We start from the raw sequence: 16,917 nt of genomic DNA on the forward strand, positions 1-16,917 counted from the left end.
CCCAAAAACCAAGCCTGTCAGTCGGCGCCGGGATCTACCCCAACTCCAGGGTCGTCACGCCAAATATTCGGCGCGAGTCGACCTTCGGAGGCAGGCCCTTGTACATGCGCGTGGTGGTGAAGGTCGGCCTGAAACCAATCGCTGCAAGCGCCTTGGTGAAATCGAAATTTTCGGCAGGAACGTCGATATGCAGGTCGCCACCTTCGCATGCGGCAGCCAGACTGCCCATGAGCTGCATCGCCGTCTCGGTGTCGTCGGCAAACAGCGGGCCGATCTTGTAACCCGAACGGCAGGGACGAGCCACGGCGTAGCCTATGGTGCCGAGTGAACTGATCGCGGCGAACCCGCAATGCGGCGGCTGCGCCCAACGGTGCAGGAAGGCTCGTCGAGGCGCGGGGAAACAGCGGGCGTCATAGGCGATGATGTCGGGCACGAGTTGCGTGGTTATCATGCGCACCCCTTCGCTTCGGACGGGCGGGGTCGCGATACGGCCGCTGAAGCGGATGGTTTCGTATGCCGAGTTAAAACCGGTGCGGCGATAATTCGCCAGCTGCGCGGCGACGCCGTCGAGGCCGACCGTTCGGCCGGCCAGCCTGGCCATGCCCGCATTCCAGACTGCTTTGCCATGGCCTTTGCCGCGCATGTCTGGTCGGCAGATGTAGAGACCGATGAAACCGAAGTTGCCGCCATAGGCGACAGCCGAGATGGCGGCGGTCATCTCGTTGTCGACAAAAGCGCCGATGAACCCTTCAGGATCGGTTGGCCGGAACGCGGCGGCATCGTCAAGGCCAGGGTTCCAGCCTTCAGCCGCCGCCCAGTCGATGAGAACGGTCAGTTCCGGCGGAGACAATGCGCGGACGGTAGGCTTCATAGCGTTCACTCCGCGGCGACCACCCCCGGCGAGAAGGATTTCAGCACGCCGCGATAGGGCTTGGCCAGCGGACTGGCATAGGCGCCGCGCTTCGAGGTCGACAGGCCCAATGCGATCAGCGCCTCGGCCTGTTTGAGGGCGGCGCCGACGCCGTCGATGACGGGCAGGTCGAACTCTTGCTGCAACCGGTGTGCCAGGTCGGCCATGCCGGCGCAGCCGAGCACGATGGCCTCGGCGCGGTCTTCCGCTATGGCGCGGGCGATCTCGGCGCGCAGTTTCTCGACAGCGCCGGAAGCAGCGTCTTCAAGCGAGAGTACGGGAATGTCGGCGGCGCGCACGCGGGCACGCCCGGCCATGCCATAGCGCTGCACCAGCCCCTCGACAGGGACACGCGAGCGTTCGGTGGTCGTCACCACTGTGAATCGCTGGGCAATGTAGGAGGCGACACCGAGTGCGGCCTCGCAGATGCCGATGACCGGAATGGAGGCCATGGCGCGTGCCGCATCCAGGCCGGTATCGTCGAAGCAGGCGATGATGGCGGCCTGAGCCCCGGCACGTTCGCCGGCGGCGATCTCCATCAAAAGGCCGGGCACGGCCAATGCCTCGTCATAATAGCCCTCGATCGAGGCCGGGCCCATCGAGGAGGTGACCGCGATCACCTCGGTCCCGGCGCCGGCAACGCCGCGCGCCGCCGCCGCGATCGTCTCGGTCATGCTCGCCGTCGTGTTGGGGTTCACCACCAGTATCTGCACAATCAAACCCTGGCCCGCCTGCGGCCGACATAGAGGATGGCGCCCAGTGTGGCCAGGATCACCAGGAAGGAGAACACGGTGGTCACCGTGCCCAGCGCGTAGAGCACCGGCGTCGTGACATTGGTGGTCATGCCGTAGATCTCGAGCGGCAGCGTGTTGAAGGTGCCCGACGTCATCAGCGTGCGGGCGAACTCGTCATAGGACAGCGTGAAGCCGAACAGGCCGACGCCGATCAGGCTCGGCGCGATCATCGGCAGCACGACATGGGCGAAGGTCTGCCAGGAGTTGGCGCCCAGGTCACGCGCGGCTTCCTCATAGGCGGGCGAGAAGCGGTTGAAGACGGCGAACATGATGAGCACGCCGAAGGGCAAGGTCCAGGTTAGGTGCGCGCCGAAGGCCGATGTGTACCAGGCCGGGCGGAAGCCGACCTGCTGGAAGACGACGCCGATGCCGAGCGAAATGATGATCGAGGGTACGACGAGGCTGGCGACCGCCAGGTAGAACAAAGCGGTGGCGCCGCGAAATTTTTGCCGGAAAGCGAGCCCTGCCAGCAGCGACACGACGACGGTGACGATCATCACCATGAGGCCGAGCACGAGCGAGCGCTTGAAGCTGCCGCCGAAATCGCCGACCGCCTGGCGCTCGAACAGATTGGCGAACCAGTGCAGCGACACGCCATTGAGCGGGAAGGTGAGGCCGCCGGTCTCGCCTTGGAAAGAAAGGATCAGGATCGCCGATAGCGGGCCGTAGAGGAACAGCACGAACAGAGTGAAGAAGGCCGCAAGCACATAGAATTCGAGGGTGCGTTTTTCGTGGCTCACCTCAAAGCTCCTTGCGGATGTCGACGATGCGCAGGATGCCGGCGACCATCAAGAGCACCAACACCAGCAACACCACGGCATTCGCGGCGGCTGCGGGATACTGCAGCAGCGACATCTGGTTCTTCATCATCAGTGCGACCGACGCGCTCTGGCCGCCCGACATCACCTGCACGGTGGAGAAATCGGCCATCACCAGCGTGACGACGAAGATGGTGCCGATCGCCATGCCGGGCTTGGCCAGCGGGATGACGACGTTCCACAAGACCTGCCAGCCGGGCGCGCCGGCATCGCGCGCGGCCTCGACCAGCGAGCGGTCGATGCGCATCAGCGTGTTGAAGATCGGCGTTACCATGAACAGCGTGTAGAGATGCACCATGGCCAGCACCACGGCGAATTCCGAATAGAGCAGCCATTCGATGGGTTTTGGCACCAGCCCCAATTGCACCAGCGTCGAGTTGATCAACCCGTTGCGGCCAAGCACCGGGATCCACGAGATCATGCGGATGATGTTGGAGGTCAGGAACGGCACCGTGCAGACAAGGAACAGCACCATCTGCATGGCGCTGGTGCGGATATGGAAGGCGAGGAAATAGGCGACCCAGAAGCCGATGAACAAGGTCAGCGCCCAGACGATAGCAGCGAATTTGATGGTGTTGAGATAGGTCTTCCAGGTGACCCATGATCCCAGCACGTCGGAATAGTTCGTCGTCAGGAAATCCGGATACATGGCGGCGAAGTCATAATCCCAGAAGGAGACGACGACGATCATGATGATTGGCAAGAGCAGGAACGCACCGAGGATGAGCGCCAGCGGCGCCGATTGGAGGTAGGGCGTGACGGCACTGATGGAGAAGCGCCGGCGTCTCATCGGGCTGGCGGCGGTGATTGCGGGTCGTTCGAGAACCACGGTCATGCGGAACACCTTCGCACCGGGATGAGAAGATTTCCTTGGCTGTGATCCTTCGCGCCCCCCTCTGTCCTACCGGACATCTCCCCCTCAAGGGGGGAGATCGGCAGCTTCTGCCTCGACGCCTCTTTCCATGAAGTTGGAGATTGGCGAAAACCAAAGCGATGTCCAATCTCCCCCCTTGAGGGGGAGATGTCCGGCAGGACAGAGGGGGGCGCGAAGGAATGAGGCATGTCCCGTTGACCCGCTAGCTTACGCCGCGATGAACTCGTTCCAGCGCTTCACCATGTAGCGGTCCTCGTCCATGACCGAGTTCCAGCAGGCGACCTTGCCCATGCGCTCTTCGAACGAGCCGCCGTCGCGCACGGCGCCGGCCTTTTCCATGACGGTGCCGTCCGGCGCCTTGATCTCGCCCTTGGCCGGCTTGCCTTCGATCCAGTAGCCCCATTCGTCGTCGGACATGAACTTCTTGGCCGAGACCATATTGGCGGAATAGTAGCCCTGGCGGTTGAGATAGCCGCCGACCCAGCCCGACGTATACCAGTTGATGTATTCGTAGGCCGCGTCGAGTTCGGCGCCCTTGAGATGGGCGGCAAGGCCAAGGCCGCCGCCCCATGAGCGGTAGCCCTCCTTGAGCGGCTGGAAGCGGCAGGCGATGCCTTTGGAGCGCACGGCGGCGACGGCCGGCGACCACATCGACTGGATGACCACTTCGCCCGATGCCATCAGGTTGACGCTCTCGTCGAACGACTTCCAGAAGGCGCGGAACTGGCCGGCCTGCTTGGCCTTGATGAGGAAGTCGATCGTCTTGTCGATCTCTTCCTTGGTCATGTTGCCCTTGTCGGCATATTTGATGCTGCCTGTGGCCTCCATGATCATGGCCGCATCCATGATACCGATGGACGGGATGTTGAGGATCGCGGTCTTGCCCTTGAAGGCCGGGTCCATGATGTCGGCCCAGGTGGTGATGTCGCGGCCGACGAGGTCGGGCCGGATGCCTAGCGTATCGGCGTTGTAGATCGTCGGCACCATGGTGAACCACTTGGTCGGCGCCTTGGCGAAGGTCTTTGAGTCCTGCGCTTCGACATAGCCGACCGTGTGCGGCGCGGTGCCCTGGGCAATGATGCTGTCGGGGGTCAGCTTGCCGGTTTTGAACAACGGCACCAGCTCGTCGTAGTATTTCAGCTTACTGACATCCATCGGCTGCAGCACGCCGCTCGGGAACACCTTCTTGCAGATCCAGTATTCGATGTCGGCGATGTCATAGCTGTCGGGCTGGGTCACGGCGCGCTGGGCGGCCGCGTCCGAATCGGTCGCCGTCATTTCCAGCGTGATGCCGAGGTCGGCCTTGCACTTGTCGGCGATCGCGTTCAGGTTCGACACGCCGGTGCCGAACTGGCGCAGCGTGATGTTGGACTGCGCCCAGATGGTCGGGAAGCCTGTAATGGCGCCCGAGCCTGCGGCGAGGCCGACGGCGGCCGCACCTGTCTTGAGCAACGAACGGCGCGATATGCCAGTCTTTGTTTTTATAGTGTTTGTCATGCCTATTCCCCTGTTTTGTTTTGCTTCGTTGAACTCATGAATGAAGGCGGCCGAGGACGATGGCGTCCTCGGAATCCCAGGCGAGCGGTACGGCGCCGCCAAGGGCGACGGGTTTGGCGAAGAAGTCGGAATCGTCGATGATGACCGTGAAATCGTCGATGCCGGCACCGGTGACCGACAGCTTCACCGTGGCGCCGCGATACTCGATGTTGGAGACGATGCCGGTGAAGCCGAGGCCGGGAGAGGGTGCTTCGCCGATGCGCACATGGTCGGTGCGGATGGCGATGTCGATCGGCGTGCCCACCTCCTGGCCCGCCTCCCGGCCTTGCCCGCGGGCGGCGAGCGAGGCGCCACCATTGACGTCGAAGACGACCATGCCGTCGCGCGCGCCGGTGACCCGGCCGGAGACGACATTGTGGTCGCCCATGAAGCGCGCGACGAAGGCGGTGGCCGGCCTTTCGAACACATCTCGTGGCGGCGCAGCCTGTTCGATGCGGCCGTCATTCATCACCACGATCAGGTCCGCCAATGCCATGGCCTCCTCCTGACTGTGGGTGACGTGGACAAAGGTGATGCCGAGCGAGGTCTGCAATTTCTTCAGCTCGGCGCGCATGCGTATCTTCAGGAACGGGTCGAGTGCCGACAGCGGCTCGTCGAGCAGCAGCGCCTCGGGATCGGTGATCAGAGCGCGGGCGAGTGCAACACGCTGCTGCTGGCCACCGGAAAGCTGCGCCGGCCGGCGCGTCGCATAGGCCTCCATCTGCATCAGCTTGAGCATGTCGAGCGCCTTGGCACGGCGCTGCTCCTTGTCGACGCCCTTCATCTTCAGGCTGAAGGCGACATTGTCGACAAGGTCGAGATGCGGAAACAGCGCATAGGACTGGAACATCATCGCCGTGCCACGCTTTGCCGGCGGCAAGTCGGTGACGACAATGTTGCCGAGGCGGACATCGCCCGACGAAATGCTTTCGTGGCCGGCGATCATGCGCAGCGTCGAGGTCTTGCCGCAGCCGGAGGGGCCAAGCAGGCAGCAATAGGTGCCTGCCGGTATCTTCAGGCTGATGGCCTCGACGGCAGTCGTCGTTCCGTACACTTTCGAAACGGAGACGATGTCGATCTCGGCGGCTTTGGACATTCAGGCTTCCCCGTTTGGTCGCGTCAACCAATGCATTATGCGTGCCAATCGGCGAGATTCGGCCAAGCGTTTGAATCATCAGCAAAATCGGAATTCGTGCCCACTGCCTAGCCGGTGGGCTATCTTGTGCATTGCACAAATAATGGGCGATTGTGCGCGATCCGCGCAAGAATCGTATGCAATCTTTTTTGGCTTCGTGTCCACTTTGCCTCTCGTGTGCAGGCGACGAGTTGCGCTAGAAGAGGCTGGGAACCATCATCGCCATGAACATTGCCGATCAGATCCATTCCGCCGACAGCGCCAACCAGGATCGCGCCCAGGCGATTCGCGACAATCTGCGGGACGCCATCGTTGACCGTCGGCTGACGCCCGGCACCAAGCTGTCGGAAGGCGAGGTCGGCACGCTGTTCGACGTCTCGCGCACGGTCGCGCGCGCGGCGCTGCAGATGCTGTCCTTCGAGGGGCTGGTGCGTACCGAGCGCAACCGTGGCGCCTTCGTCGCCAACCCTTCGCCCGAGGAAGCGCGCCAGGTGTTCGCATCGCGCCGGCTGATCGAGCCGGGCATCGCCATTGCCGCCTGCGGGCGGGTCACAGCCACCGATATCGCTGCGTTCCGAGCGCAGCTCGACGAGGAAGGGCGCTTCATCGCCGAGCGCGGCCCAACCGCCCGGCGCTCCGAAATCAAGGCGTCGGGCGATTTCCATCTGCTGCTCGCCTCCGTCGCCGGCAATGCCATCCTGCAGCGCTTCATGGAGGAGCTGGTGGCGCGTTCGTCGCTGGTGATCGCCCTTTACGGACGATCCGGCGTGTCGGCCTGCGGACACAGTGAGCACACGGAAATGGTCGGCGCGCTGGAAAGCGGCGATTGCGGGTTGGTGAGCCGGCTGATGCTGCACCATATCGACCACATCGAGGCGGATCTCGACCTGCGGGTCAGGGCCGGCCCTGCGCTCCGCGAAGCGCTGAATTTCTGATGGCTAGTTTTCGTCGTCCGCGGGAGCGGGCGCTGCCTGTCCGACGGCCTTGCGGCGCAGCATCTTGGTCAGCTTCCAGACCGTCGGGTTGTTCTTGATGAAGGTTTTCGCCCGTGCGCCCTGCCGCAGTGCCGACGCCAGGGCGCGTCCCTTCAGCGTCAGGGGCGCCAGCACCTCGAAATGCCTGGTCTCGATATCGCACCAGAGCCGCTTGTAGGGCTCGTCGCCGACCGAGAAATCATAGACATCGAAGCCTGTTTGGCAGGCTTCCTCGATGATGTCGAAGAAAAGGAAATCGCCGGGGCTGGTGTGGCCGAGATCGTCCTCGGCGATGGCGCCGAATTCGCAGATCAGGCGTTTGCCCGAGCGGCTCGAGCCGGTGATTGCGCGCAGCTTGCCGGCCACTTCGAGCCCATGCAGCACAAAGGCCGGTTTCTCCTCGGCCAGCGCGCCGGCGAAGAGGGCACGGAAGAAAGCCCGCACCTCCGGCTCGCCGAAGACATTGGCGATGCCCATCTTGGCGAAGCGGAACTCCTTCATCTCGAAGAAAGCGTCGAGCAGCCGGTTCACGTCTTCCGGTGTCTGCGCCTCGATGCGGCGATGACTGCCGACCGCCTCGAACTTGCGTGTCTGCGAACGGTGCTTCTTGCGCTTGCGCTTGCCGCCCACACGCGACAGCAGCACATCGAAACCACCGTCGAGATTGACGGCGAGCGACAGGTTTGGGCTCGGAAAGTTGGAGAACGCCGCCAGCGGATTGGCAACGCCATCGAGGTCGGGGAGCAGCCTTTCCAAGGCAACGAGATCGATGTCGGGGCGCGCCTTGCCGATCGCCGTCACCAGCCTCCGGATCCCCCCGGCATCGGCCTTTGCCAGCCATGCCGGATCGGCGGCGGCGAAATTGCCGTTGGCATGGCGCCCGCCCATGAAGCGGGCGACGCGGAATGGACCAGTTCGCGTGATTTCCAGTGCCAGTGCAAAGACCGGCCTGTCCTCGATTGTCAGCGTGGCGACGACCGCATCGGGATTGGCCTGCGCCGTCCAGGCATGAACCCAGGCCGCGCTTTGCGCCGGCGCAAACAGCGCCGAACGGCAGAATTCGCCGTAAGAGGCGAGCGCGGCAGCATCTGCGATCGACACCGACAGACTGGTCTGGTCGGCAGCCGGCGCACGCGCAGACGCCTTGCTTGCGGCGAGCCGATTGCCGTCAAATGACGCGGTGGCGTCAACCATACCTCAATCCTTAAGGCGTATTCGTCGCGATCAGGAGTTCGCGTCGGCGCGTTCCGTGCTTGGATCGAGCCTAGGCGCAAAAGGTGAATGAATGATCGACGGTGGTGAGGCAGTTCGGAAACTGGCGCTTAATATCGCCCGCTTTACCGGCCTTGCACCGCTGGCCAAGCCGTTCGTCGGCGGCATTGGCGCAATCCTCATGTTGCATCGGGTCACCGCCACGCCGGAGAAGCCGGACGGCGTCAACCGCCACCTCAACATCGCCCCGCGATTCCTCGACGCTCTCGTCGCCGACATGAAGGCGAGGGGCTATGCCTTCGTCACCCTCGACGAGGCGATCGAGCGCATCAAGGCCGGCGGCAAGGACGGCCAGTTCGCCACCATCACCGCCGACGACGCCTATCGCGACAACATGACCGAAGCGCTGCCAGTGCTGGAAAAGCACGACGCGCCGATCACCATCTATGTCGCGCCGGGTCTGATCGACGGCAGCGCCGATTTATGGTGGGACGTGGTCGAGGATATCGTCAACGCGCGGGAGCGTTTGACGCTGGCGACGCCGAAGGGGCCGGTGACCATCGACTGCTCGACCCACGGCAAGAAACTCCACGCCAATGCGCGTCTGCATGCCTATCTGACGCTCGAGGTGCGCGAGGAGGATCAGCGCGCCGTGCTGCGCGATCTGGCGCACTCGAACGGCATCGACCTCGATGGCTTGCGCCCAAGCACGCTGATGACCTGGGACGACATCCGCGCCGTGGCCGGGCACAGGCTGGTGACGATCGGCGCGCATACGGTCAACCACCGCAATCTGAAGCGGCTCGACGAAGGCGATGCGCGCCATGAGATCGTCGACGTCAGGCGCCAACTGCAGGCGCAGCTCGGCGAAGACCCCCGTCATCTCGCTTACCCCTATGGTTACGCCAGCGCTGTCGGCTGCCGCGAAGTGGGCTTTGCCCGCGACGCCGGCTACGCCTCGGCGGTGACCACTCGCCACGGCGTGCTGCACGCCGAGCACGCCGGCTTCCTGCACGCGCTGCCGCGCATTTCGATCAACGGCCGCTACCAGAGCGTCGCCCATATCCGCACCATGTTGTCGGGCTTAACGACGCCGCTGGCCAATGCCGGCAAAATGGTGGTCACCATCTAACCTGGGGCGGGCTCTTCAGCCTTTCGGCGGCGGCTCCAGGATCAGCCATTTGATGATGCCCATCGCAGGCAGCACCCAGAACAGGCCGCTGAACAGGAAGAACAGGAAGTGCACCAGCGGGCTGGATTGCGACAGCTGCGCGACCGCTATGATCGACGCGACCAGCGCATAGATGATGACCAGCGCCACCAGCAGGAAAGTTCCGATCAGCTTTTTCAGGCGGATGGGCATGAGCGTTCTCGTTGATCGCCTCCGCTTAGGCCCAACCGCGCGCCTGTGCAACCCGGGAGATGCGGCGCGACGGCGTGCCGCGCCGTCCGGTCTTGTCAGCCGGGTTGCGATGGTTCACCAATCCGCCACGTCAACCTGCCGGGACCAACCATGGCCGCCATATCAGCCGCCGCGCCTTACATTGACCGCGATCGCGACTTGAAAAATCGGGCGCTGGTGCGCGGCTGGCTGTATGTCGTGCTTCTGGTGCTGTTTGCGCTGGTGCTGGTCGGCGGCGCCACCAGGCTCACCAATTCCGGCCTGTCGATCACCGAGTGGAAGCCGATCCACGGTGTGATACCGCCGCTCAATGACGCGGAGTGGCAGGAGGAATTCCAGCTTTATCAAAAGATTCCGCAATATGCCGAGCTCAACAAGGGCATGAGCCTGGACGCCTTCAAATCGATCTTCTGGTGGGAATGGGCGCACCGCATCCTGGCGCGCAGTGTCGGCCTGGTCTTCGGCCTGCCGTTGCTGGTCTTGTGGGCGACGCGCCGCATCGAGCGCGGCCTTGGGCCAAAGCTGGTCGGTATTCTGCTGCTTGGTGGCCTGCAAGGCGCCATCGGCTGGTGGATGGTGGCCTCCGGCCTGGTCGACCGCGTCTCCGTCAGCCAGTACCGGCTGGCGACGCATTTGACGCTTGCCGCCCTGATCTTCACTGCCACCATGGTGGTCGCGCGCGGGCTGGCGCCGCATTCGGAGCCTGCCGCCGGCCGGTCGACGCAAAGACTGGCCGGTTTCATCGTGCTGCTGGCGCTGGTCCAGATCTATCTCGGCGGGCTGGTCGCAGGGCTCGACGCCGGCCTGAGCTACAACACCTGGCCGCTGATGGACGGCAAGGTGATCCCGTCAGATTTGCTTCTGCTCGAGCCGGCCTGGCGCAACTTGTTCGAGAACCCGAAGACGGTGCAGTTCGTCCACCGACTGGGCGCCTACACGGTCTTTGCCGTCGGGCTCTGGCATATGATAGCGACGCGCCGGCGGCTGCCGGGCACGACACACGCACGCCGCGCAACGCTGCTGTTTCTGCTGGTGCTGGTGCAGGCCTCGATCGGCATCGGCACGCTGCTGATGCAGGTGCCGCTGCACATGGCGCTGACCCATCAGGCCTTCGCGCTGGTCCTGCTGGGATTTGCCGCCGCCCACTGGCGCGGCAACAAGGGCGCCTATCCACTGCCAACGCGGCCGCCCATGAACGCAGGTACATCGTCTACGGTGTCTTGGCCGTCGCAATAATCTATTTCGCGAACGAACTGCCTCGCTACGTCTAAAGCGCGAGGCTGCGCCGGTCAGAAGCTGAGCCGCACCTTTCGGATCACTCCCGCAACCGACAGCTCGCGGTTCTCGTCGACCGCATTCTCGTCCTCATGATGCCATGCGGCCGACAGGCAGCCATACGCGATGGCATGGTCGAGAATGGCAGCCGGCGTCTGGCCGAGTGTCCTGGCGAAGATCTCAGCCATATGCGCGATGCGCTCGGGATCGAGGCAGAGGTCGTCGCGCCCCAGTGGGTTGTAGAACAGATTGGCGGCGTCGAAGCCGGGATCGCCGAGCACGCCCTTCGGGTCGATCGCCAGCCAGCCGCGCGCACCGTGCAAAATGTTGTCGTGATGCAGGTCGCCATGCAGCGGCTTGACCGCATGCGGGGCATCGAGCAGCCGGTCCGCGATTTCGGCGGCCTCGATATAGAGGCTGTGCTCTCCGGCGTCGCGATCGGCTCCGGCCTTTTTGAACAGGCTGGCAAACCGTGTCCGCAGCGGCTGCAGGTCCGGCGGGGCAGGGTGTCTTGAGGGCGAGAACAGTCTCCCCATCAACTCGGCCGCGATTGCGGTCGCGGCGTTGTCGCCTTCTTTGGCCAGAACGTCGGAAAGCAGGGTGTCGCCGGCATATTCGAGCAGCATGCGGTGGCCGTCCCGGCCAAGCAGCCGCACCGCGCCTTCGCCGCGCCGCCATGCGAGATAGTGCTCGCCGCGCAACTCGTCCTCGACATCGTCGAATGGTTTGAGCGCCTTGACGATGGCCGGCGAGCCGTCCTCACGCCGCACCTTCCAGATGCGGCTCGAAAACGTCTCCGCAATGAGCTCGGGCGCGCTGATCTTCCAGCGCTTTGGAAATGCAGGCGCGTCCATTCAGAGCGTGATGCCGAAAAGTGTTAAGCGGTTTTCGGGCAACATGCTCTCTCCAACTGAATTAAAGGCCGAGCATCAGATCCATGTTCTGAACGGCAGCACCCGAGGCGCCCTTTCCGAGATTGTCATAGACCGCAATCAGCAGCGCCTGCGCCCTGTCGTCATTGGCAAAGACATAGACCTTCATGCGGTTGGTGCCGTTATAGACCTCGGGATTGATCTCGGGCAGGCGCTCCACGTGCTCGTAAGGAGCTACCTCGACCACGCCGCCCTTGATGGCGGCAAAATGGTCGGCGATTGCCGCGTGCAGTTCGGCGCCGGCCGGCACATGGTCGAGCCCGCCGAGCTGCAGCGGCACCACTGTGATCATGCCTTGGGCGAAATTGCCGACCGCCGGCTGCATGATCGGATCGTGCGACAGCTTCGCATAGGTGCGCAGCTCCGGCACATGCTTGTGCTGCAGGGTCAGCCCATAGACCTGGAATTCAGAGGCATCCTCGCCCTTGGCGACATAGTCCTCGATCATCGGCCGGCCGCCGCCCGAATAGCCCGAAATGCCATTGACGGTGATCGGGAAATCCGCCGGCAGCAGGCCGGCGGCGACCAGCGGCCGCAGTGTCGCGATCGGTCCTTGCGGCCAGCAGCCGGGATTGGCGACGCGTTTTGCATTGGCGATGATCTTGGCCTGGCCCTTTTCCATCTCGGCAAAGCCATATTCCCAGCCCTCGGCTACGCGATGCGCCGTGGAGGCGTCGATCACCTTGGTGGTGTCGTTGGCAATCAGCGATACGCTTTCCTTGGCAGCCGCATCCGGCAGGCACAGGATGGCGACATCGGCTGCATTGAGGAACTCGGCGCGCGCCGCCGTTTCCTTGCGGCGCTCGGCCGGGATCGAGATGATCTCGAGGTCGCCGCGCTCGGCCAGCAGCGCCCGGATCTGCAGGCCGGTGGTGCCGTGTTCGCCATCGATGAAGATTTTCGGTTTCATGTGCCCGTCAATTCCCTGCTAATTCAGGCCTATATGCCCTGGCCATGGTTTGCCGCGCCATGGTTGCCGCTGTTCAGCTCTTCCGCCCGCGCTTTTCGCTCGGCCACCAGGCCGAGATAGTGCATGGCCACCATCGAGCCGGCGATCGCCGTTATATCGGCGTGATCATAGGCCGGCGCAACCTCGACGACGTCGGCGCCGACAATATCGACTTGGCCGAGCTGGCGCAGCGTCGACAGGATTTTCGCCGAGGACGGTCCGCCGGCAACCGGCGTGCCGGTGCCGGGCGCAAAGGCCGGGTCGAGGCAGTCGATGTCGAAGGTGAGATAGGTCTTCCTGCCGCCGGTGCGGTCGACGATCGCATAGGCGATGTCGGAAGCCCGCATCTCCTCGATCTCGTGACCGTAAAGGATCTTGATGCCGAACGTATCGGGGGCATGCGTGCGGATGCCGATCTGGATCGAACGATCAGGATCGATGATGCCCTCATTGACGGCGCGCCCGACGAACGAACCGTGGTCGATGCGCTTGCCATCGTCAGGCCAGGTGTCCTGATGCGCGTCGAACTGCACCAGCGCCAGCGGCCCATGGATGGCGGCATGCGCCTTGAGCAGCGGCCAGGTGACGAAATGGTCGCCGCCGAGCGACAACAGGAAGGCACCCGATTTCAGGATCTTCGCCGCCTCGCGCTCGATCGTGCCTGGTGTCTTCTGGTGATTGCCCGAATCGAGCAGGCAATCGCCATAGTCGATGACGGCGAGATGCTCGAACAGGTCGCGCGAGAACGGATATTGCGGGTCGTTGTCGAGGATCGCCGAGGCGCGGCGGATCGCCTGCGGCCCGAAGCGCGCGCCCGGCCGGTTGGTGACGGCGGCATCGAACGGAATGCCCCACACGACGGCGTCCGCGCCCTTTGCATCCTTGGTGTATTTGCGCCGCATGAACGACAGCGCGCCGGCATAGGTCGGCTCGAAGGAAGGCCCCGTCTTGGAGCGGGCGGTGAACGCGTTGTCGATGGTCTGGTTCGCCATTACGGGTCCTTCTTTGTTCATCGGGCTGCCACAACTATAGAACCGGCACGCAAGATGCCAGTCACAGCTTGGCGAAGGACTTGTATAGCCAAGGCGCAAGGCCCGGCGGCTTCCTCTCCGGCGGCTGCGGCGATGAACTGGCGGTGCAGGCCGGCATTTCGGCCGAGATCACGGTTTCTGGGCCGAACGCGGCGTCACCATCATCCAGACCGACGAACCGAAGGCTGCGATTGGCTGGCTGGGGGCCAATGGGTTTCGGGTGCCTTATGTGGATGAGGCGAAGCCGGCCGAGCCGGCAAATACGGCGAGTATCATTGGAGCGGAGGCTGGAACTGCAATCTCCCTCCTTGAGGGGGAGATGGCCGGCAGGCCAGAGGGGGTCGCCTCGCGTGGAGCGCTAACCTCCCTCTGCCGCTGAGAAATGGTCCAGCCCGGTCGAACCGACCCCCTCTGTCGCCTTTGGCGACATCTCCCCCTCGAGGGGGGAGATTGCTGGCGCTTCACGCCGCTTTCGCCACCCCATCCAATTCCCTTAGCACATCGGCCGACAGCTCCAGTTCCGCCGCCGCCAGGTTCTCTCTCAAATGCCCGATCGACGACGTCCCCGGGATCAGCAGGATGTTCGGCGAGCGGCGCAGCAGCCAGGCGAGCGCAACCTGCAAGGGTGTGGCGCCGAGCCGCGCGGCCACATCCGACAAGGTCGACGACTGCAGCGGGCTGAAACCGCCGAGCGGGAAGAACGGCGTGTAGGCGATACCGGCGCGCGCCAGTTCATCGATCAACCCGTCGTCGTCGCGATGCGCCAGATTGTACTGGTTCTGCACGCAGACGATCTCGGCGATCCCACGGCCTTCCTCGACCTGCGCTGGGGTGACGTTGCTCAGGCCGATATGGCGCACCAGACCCTTGCGCTGCAGTTCGGCAAGCGCGGTCAACTGCGGCTCGATCGAGCCCTCGGCGGGACCCATCACCCCGAACATGATGCGCAGATTGACGACATCCAGCACCTCAAGACCGAGATTCCTGAGATTATCGTGCACGGCCTGCTCAAGTTCCTTGGCGGAATAGGCAGGCAGCCATGAGCCGTCGCTGCCGCGCCGCGCCCCGATCTTTGTGACGATGACGAGGTCTTGCGGATAGGGCGCCAGCGCTTCGCGGATCAGCTGGTTGGTGACATGCGGGCCATAATAGTCGCTGGTGTCGATGTGGTTGACCCCGGAGGCCACCGCTTCGCGCAGCACTGCAATGGCCGCGTCATGATTCTTCGGCGGACCGAAAACGTGCGGGCCGGCAAGTTGCATGGCGCCGTAGCCGAGCCGTTTCACGGTGTGGCTGCCGAGGGTGAATGTGCCGGATTTTTGGATGGTGGACATGGTCGGTCTCCTTTGAGGAGGCGAAGATAGACGCTGCTCAACCTCGGGATAATAAGGTACAATCCGTACAGCTTGTGCGGAATGGCGAACAATGATGGACCTTGGCGACCTGAACGCTTTCGTGACGGTGGCGCGTGCCGGCGGCTTTCGCGAAGGGGCTCGCGCCGGCGGCGGCAGCGCGTCGGGCCTGAGCGAAGCGGTGCGCCGCCTGGAGACGCAGCTCGGCGTCAGGCTGTTCAACCGCACGACACGCAGCGTCGTTCCGACCGACGCAGGTCTCAGCCTGCTCGGACGGCTTGGCCCGGCGCTGTCGGAGGTGGAGGCGGCCCTCGACGTGGTCAATGGCTTTCGCGACAGGCCGGCTGGTTCGCTGCGCCTCAACGTCCCGGTCAGCGCCGCGCGGCTGATATTGCCCGACATCGTTCCGGGCTTCCTCGCCGCCTATCCCGGCATTCGGCTGGAGGTCATCGCCGATGAGAACTTCGTCGACGTGCTGGCGGCGGGCTGCGACGCCGGCATCCGCTATGACGAGCGACTGGAGCAGGACATGATCGCGGTGCCGATCGGACCGCGCGTCCAGCGCTTCGCCACTGGCGCCAGCCCCGCCTATCTCGAGCGCCATGGGCGGCCGCAGCACCCGAGCGACCTGCTTGGCCATGCTTGTCTGCGCGGTCGTTTTGCCAGCGGTGCGATGCTGCCGTGGGAATTCGAGCGCGACGGCGAGGTGGTGCGTGTCGACACGACGGGGCCGTTGATCGTGCGGATCGGCGGGGCGAGCGATCTTGCCGTCCATGCGGCCATTGCCGGCAGCGGCATCGTCGCTCTCTTCGAGGGCTGGCTTCGCCCTCACTTCGAAAGCGGCGCCCTGGAGCCCGTGCTCGAACCGTGGTGGCAGAGTTTTCCCGGACCATTTCTGTACTATCCCGGACGGCGTCTGGTTCCAGCGCCGCTACGGGCGTTTATCGATTACATCAAGGCCGGCAAGTTCTGAGACTTGAACCGAGGCCGGCGCCATCACCCCACCCGGCGCTTCGCGCCGACCTCCCCATCGAGGGGAGGTAGGGTGCCGCGTTTTTATGGTCGAACTGGTTTGCTAGCCGCTGGACCATCGTGGATTGTCCGGGCGGCAAAACTGCCGCGACCTCCTACCTCCCCTCGATGGGGAGGTCGGCGCGAAGCGCCGGGTGGGGGGACTGCCGAGACCCAAAAGAAAAGGCCGCCCGGAGGCGGCCTTTCGATGTCTGGAACGTCGCAGCGCTTAGCGCTTCGAGAACTGGAAGGAACGACGGGCCTTCGCCTTGCCGTACTTCTTGCGCTCGACGACGCGGCTGTCGCGGGTCAGGAAGCCGCCCTTCTTGAGCACGGCGCGCAGTGCCGGCTCATAGTAGGTCAGCGCCTTGGAGATGCCGTGACGAACGGCACCGGCCTGGCCGGACAGGCCGCCGCCGATGACGGTGGCGACGATGTCGTACTGGCCGGCGCGGTTGGAAGCGATGATCGGCTGGTTGAGGATCATCTGCAGGACCGGACGCGCGAAATAGGTCGCGAATTCCTTGTCGTTGACGACGATCTTGCCCGAACCCGGCTTCACCCAGACGCGGGCGATGGCGTTCTTGCGCTTGCCGGTGGCATAGGCGCGGCCCGACTTGTCGAGCTTCTGGACATGGACGGGTGCTGCCGGCTGGGTGTTGGTGTTGCCGGTGGCGGCGCCCAATTCTGCGAGCGAGGAAAGCTCAGCCAT

17 protein-coding genes and 1 pseudogene are annotated in these 16,917 nt (G+C 64.0%); 5 read left to right on the top strand and 13 right to left on the bottom strand.

Features of this window, described 5'->3' with window-relative positions:
* Nucleotides 1–34: 34 nt before the first annotated feature.
* The 6 genes from NKJ78_RS01880 to NKJ78_RS01905 all read right to left on the bottom strand — a co-directional run bounded on the left by NKJ78_RS01880 (nucleotide 35) and on the right by NKJ78_RS01905 (nucleotide 6,028).
* The gene (locus NKJ78_RS01880; RefSeq protein WP_352460126.1) at nucleotides 35–871 is read right to left on the bottom strand and encodes a GNAT family N-acetyltransferase; all 837 of its coding nucleotides are present in this window, start codon (nucleotides 869–871) and stop codon (nucleotides 35–37) included.
* Between the two features lie 5 nt (nucleotides 872–876).
* The gene (locus NKJ78_RS01885) at nucleotides 877–1,623 is read right to left on the bottom strand and encodes an aspartate/glutamate racemase family protein (protein WP_352460143.1); all 747 of its coding nucleotides are present in this window, start codon (nucleotides 1,621–1,623) and stop codon (nucleotides 877–879) included.
* Between the two features lie 2 nt (nucleotides 1,624–1,625).
* A complete protein-coding gene (locus NKJ78_RS01890; RefSeq protein ID WP_352460127.1) occupies nucleotides 1,626–2,444 on the bottom strand; it encodes an ABC transporter permease in 819 nt (272 codons plus the stop codon).
* Between the two features lies 1 nt (nucleotide 2,445).
* Nucleotides 2,446–3,357, bottom strand: a complete 912-nt coding sequence (locus NKJ78_RS01895) for an ABC transporter permease (RefSeq protein ID WP_352460128.1) — start codon at nucleotides 3,355–3,357, stop codon at nucleotides 2,446–2,448.
* Between the two features lie 246 nt (nucleotides 3,358–3,603).
* Entirely contained in the window at nucleotides 3,604–4,893 is a 1,290-nt protein-coding gene (locus NKJ78_RS01900; RefSeq protein WP_352460129.1) for an ABC transporter substrate-binding protein, read from the bottom strand.
* Between the two features lie 34 nt (nucleotides 4,894–4,927).
* A complete protein-coding gene (locus tag NKJ78_RS01905) occupies nucleotides 4,928–6,028 on the bottom strand; it encodes an ABC transporter ATP-binding protein (RefSeq protein ID WP_352460130.1) in 1,101 nt (366 codons plus the stop codon).
* Nucleotides 6,029–6,291: 263 nt separating this feature from the next.
* Between NKJ78_RS01905 and NKJ78_RS01910 the strand changes: the two genes are divergently transcribed.
* Entirely contained in the window at nucleotides 6,292–7,002 is a 711-nt protein-coding gene (locus NKJ78_RS01910; protein ID WP_023669398.1) for a GntR family transcriptional regulator, read from the top strand.
* Nucleotides 7,003–7,005: 3 nt separating this feature from the next.
* Here NKJ78_RS01910 and NKJ78_RS01915 read toward each other — a convergent pair whose 3' ends face one another.
* Nucleotides 7,006–8,235, bottom strand: a complete 1,230-nt coding sequence (locus NKJ78_RS01915) for a GNAT family N-acetyltransferase (protein WP_352460131.1) — start codon at nucleotides 8,233–8,235, stop codon at nucleotides 7,006–7,008.
* Nucleotides 8,236–8,326: 91 nt separating this feature from the next.
* Between NKJ78_RS01915 and NKJ78_RS01920 the strand changes: the two genes are divergently transcribed.
* Complete coding sequence (locus NKJ78_RS01920) at nucleotides 8,327–9,385, top strand: polysaccharide deacetylase family protein (RefSeq protein ID WP_023730876.1); 1,059 nt, start codon at nucleotides 8,327–8,329, stop codon at nucleotides 9,383–9,385.
* Nucleotides 9,386–9,400: 15 nt separating this feature from the next.
* Here NKJ78_RS01920 and NKJ78_RS01925 read toward each other — a convergent pair whose 3' ends face one another.
* Entirely contained in the window at nucleotides 9,401–9,616 is a 216-nt protein-coding gene (locus tag NKJ78_RS01925; RefSeq protein WP_023669401.1) for a DUF2842 domain-containing protein, read from the bottom strand.
* A 150-nt stretch (nucleotides 9,617–9,766) separates the two neighbouring features.
* Between NKJ78_RS01925 and NKJ78_RS01930 the strand changes: the two genes are divergently transcribed.
* On the top strand, nucleotides 9,767–10,891 hold the full coding sequence (locus NKJ78_RS01930) for a COX15/CtaA family protein (RefSeq protein WP_352460133.1): 1,125 nt from the start codon (nucleotides 9,767–9,769) through the stop codon (nucleotides 10,889–10,891).
* Nucleotides 10,892–10,944: 53 nt separating this feature from the next.
* On the opposite strand, the gene NKJ78_RS01935 is transcribed toward NKJ78_RS01930, so the two are convergent.
* From NKJ78_RS01935 to speB, 3 genes are all read right to left on the bottom strand, one after another.
* The gene (locus tag NKJ78_RS01935) at nucleotides 10,945–11,784 is read right to left on the bottom strand and encodes an aminoglycoside phosphotransferase family protein (RefSeq protein ID WP_023669403.1); all 840 of its coding nucleotides are present in this window, start codon (nucleotides 11,782–11,784) and stop codon (nucleotides 10,945–10,947) included.
* 61 nt (nucleotides 11,785–11,845) lie between these two features.
* Nucleotides 11,846–12,772, bottom strand: coding sequence for an N-acetyl-gamma-glutamyl-phosphate reductase (argC, locus tag NKJ78_RS01940; protein ID WP_023669404.1), 927 nt, complete (start codon nucleotides 12,770–12,772; stop codon nucleotides 11,846–11,848).
* A gap of 29 nt (nucleotides 12,773–12,801) precedes the next feature.
* Nucleotides 12,802–13,803 carry an agmatinase gene (gene speB, locus NKJ78_RS01945; protein WP_023669405.1) on the bottom strand — a complete coding sequence of 334 codons (1,002 nt, stop codon included), beginning with the start codon at nucleotides 13,801–13,803 and terminating at the stop codon, nucleotides 12,802–12,804.
* 98 nt (nucleotides 13,804–13,901) lie between these two features.
* On the opposite strand from speB, the pseudogene NKJ78_RS01950 reads away from it, so the two are divergent.
* Nucleotides 13,902–14,116: pseudogene (locus NKJ78_RS01950) on the top strand (glycerophosphodiester phosphodiesterase family protein); the annotation flags it as partial.
* A gap of 187 nt (nucleotides 14,117–14,303) precedes the next feature.
* Here the strand turns inward: NKJ78_RS01950 and NKJ78_RS01955 are convergent.
* Nucleotides 14,304–15,176 (bottom strand): aldo/keto reductase family oxidoreductase, encoded by an 873-nt coding sequence (locus NKJ78_RS01955; protein WP_023689475.1) that lies wholly within the window; start codon nucleotides 15,174–15,176, stop codon nucleotides 14,304–14,306.
* Nucleotides 15,177–15,267: 91 nt separating this feature from the next.
* Between NKJ78_RS01955 and NKJ78_RS01960 the strand changes: the two genes are divergently transcribed.
* A complete protein-coding gene (locus tag NKJ78_RS01960; RefSeq protein WP_023693291.1) occupies nucleotides 15,268–16,167 on the top strand; it encodes a LysR family transcriptional regulator in 900 nt (299 codons plus the stop codon).
* Between the two features lie 267 nt (nucleotides 16,168–16,434).
* Here the strand turns inward: NKJ78_RS01960 and rpsI are convergent, their stop codons facing one another.
* A complete protein-coding gene (gene rpsI / locus NKJ78_RS01965; RefSeq protein WP_023669408.1) occupies nucleotides 16,435–16,917 on the bottom strand; it encodes a 30S ribosomal protein S9 in 483 nt (160 codons plus the stop codon).

The sequence above is a fragment of the Mesorhizobium sp. M0037 genome (genome assembly GCF_040323635.1).
Lineage (GTDB): Bacteria > Pseudomonadota > Alphaproteobacteria > Rhizobiales > Rhizobiaceae > Mesorhizobium.

Bases quoted from the DNA above. Each gene is read 5' to 3' on its own strand.
- NKJ78_RS01880 (WP_352460126.1), bottom strand. From the start codon at position 871: ATGAAGCCTACCGTCCGCGCATTGTCTCCGCCGGAACTGACCGTTCTC.
- NKJ78_RS01895 (WP_352460128.1), bottom strand. From the start codon at position 3,357: ATGACCGTGGTTCTCGAACGACCCGCAATCACCGCCGCCAGCCCGATG.
- NKJ78_RS01900 (WP_352460129.1), bottom strand. From the start codon at position 4,893: ATGACAAACACTATAAAAACAAAGACTGGCATATCGCGCCGTTCGTTG.
- NKJ78_RS01905 (WP_352460130.1), bottom strand. From the start codon at position 6,028: ATGTCCAAAGCCGCCGAGATCGACATCGTCTCCGTTTCGAAAGTGTAC.
- NKJ78_RS01910 (WP_023669398.1), top strand. From the start codon at position 6,292: ATGAACATTGCCGATCAGATCCATTCCGCCGACAGCGCCAACCAGGAT.
- NKJ78_RS01915 (WP_352460131.1), bottom strand. From the start codon at position 8,235: ATGGTTGACGCCACCGCGTCATTTGACGGCAATCGGCTCGCCGCAAGC.
- NKJ78_RS01920 (WP_023730876.1), top strand. From the start codon at position 8,327: ATGATCGACGGTGGTGAGGCAGTTCGGAAACTGGCGCTTAATATCGCC.
- NKJ78_RS01925 (WP_023669401.1), bottom strand. From the start codon at position 9,616: ATGCCCATCCGCCTGAAAAAGCTGATCGGAACTTTCCTGCTGGTGGCG.
- NKJ78_RS01930 (WP_352460133.1), top strand. From the start codon at position 9,767: ATGGCCGCCATATCAGCCGCCGCGCCTTACATTGACCGCGATCGCGAC.
- NKJ78_RS01935 (WP_023669403.1), bottom strand. From the start codon at position 11,784: ATGGACGCGCCTGCATTTCCAAAGCGCTGGAAGATCAGCGCGCCCGAG.
- argC (WP_023669404.1), bottom strand. From the start codon at position 12,772: ATGAAACCGAAAATCTTCATCGATGGCGAACACGGCACCACCGGCCTG.
- speB (WP_023669405.1), bottom strand. From the start codon at position 13,803: ATGGCGAACCAGACCATCGACAACGCGTTCACCGCCCGCTCCAAGACG.
- NKJ78_RS01955 (WP_023689475.1), bottom strand. From the start codon at position 15,176: ATGTCCACCATCCAAAAATCCGGCACATTCACCCTCGGCAGCCACACC.
- NKJ78_RS01960 (WP_023693291.1), top strand. From the start codon at position 15,268: ATGATGGACCTTGGCGACCTGAACGCTTTCGTGACGGTGGCGCGTGCC.
- rpsI (WP_023669408.1), bottom strand. From the start codon at position 16,917: ATGGCTGAGCTTTCCTCGCTCGCAGAATTGGGCGCCGCCACCGGCAAC.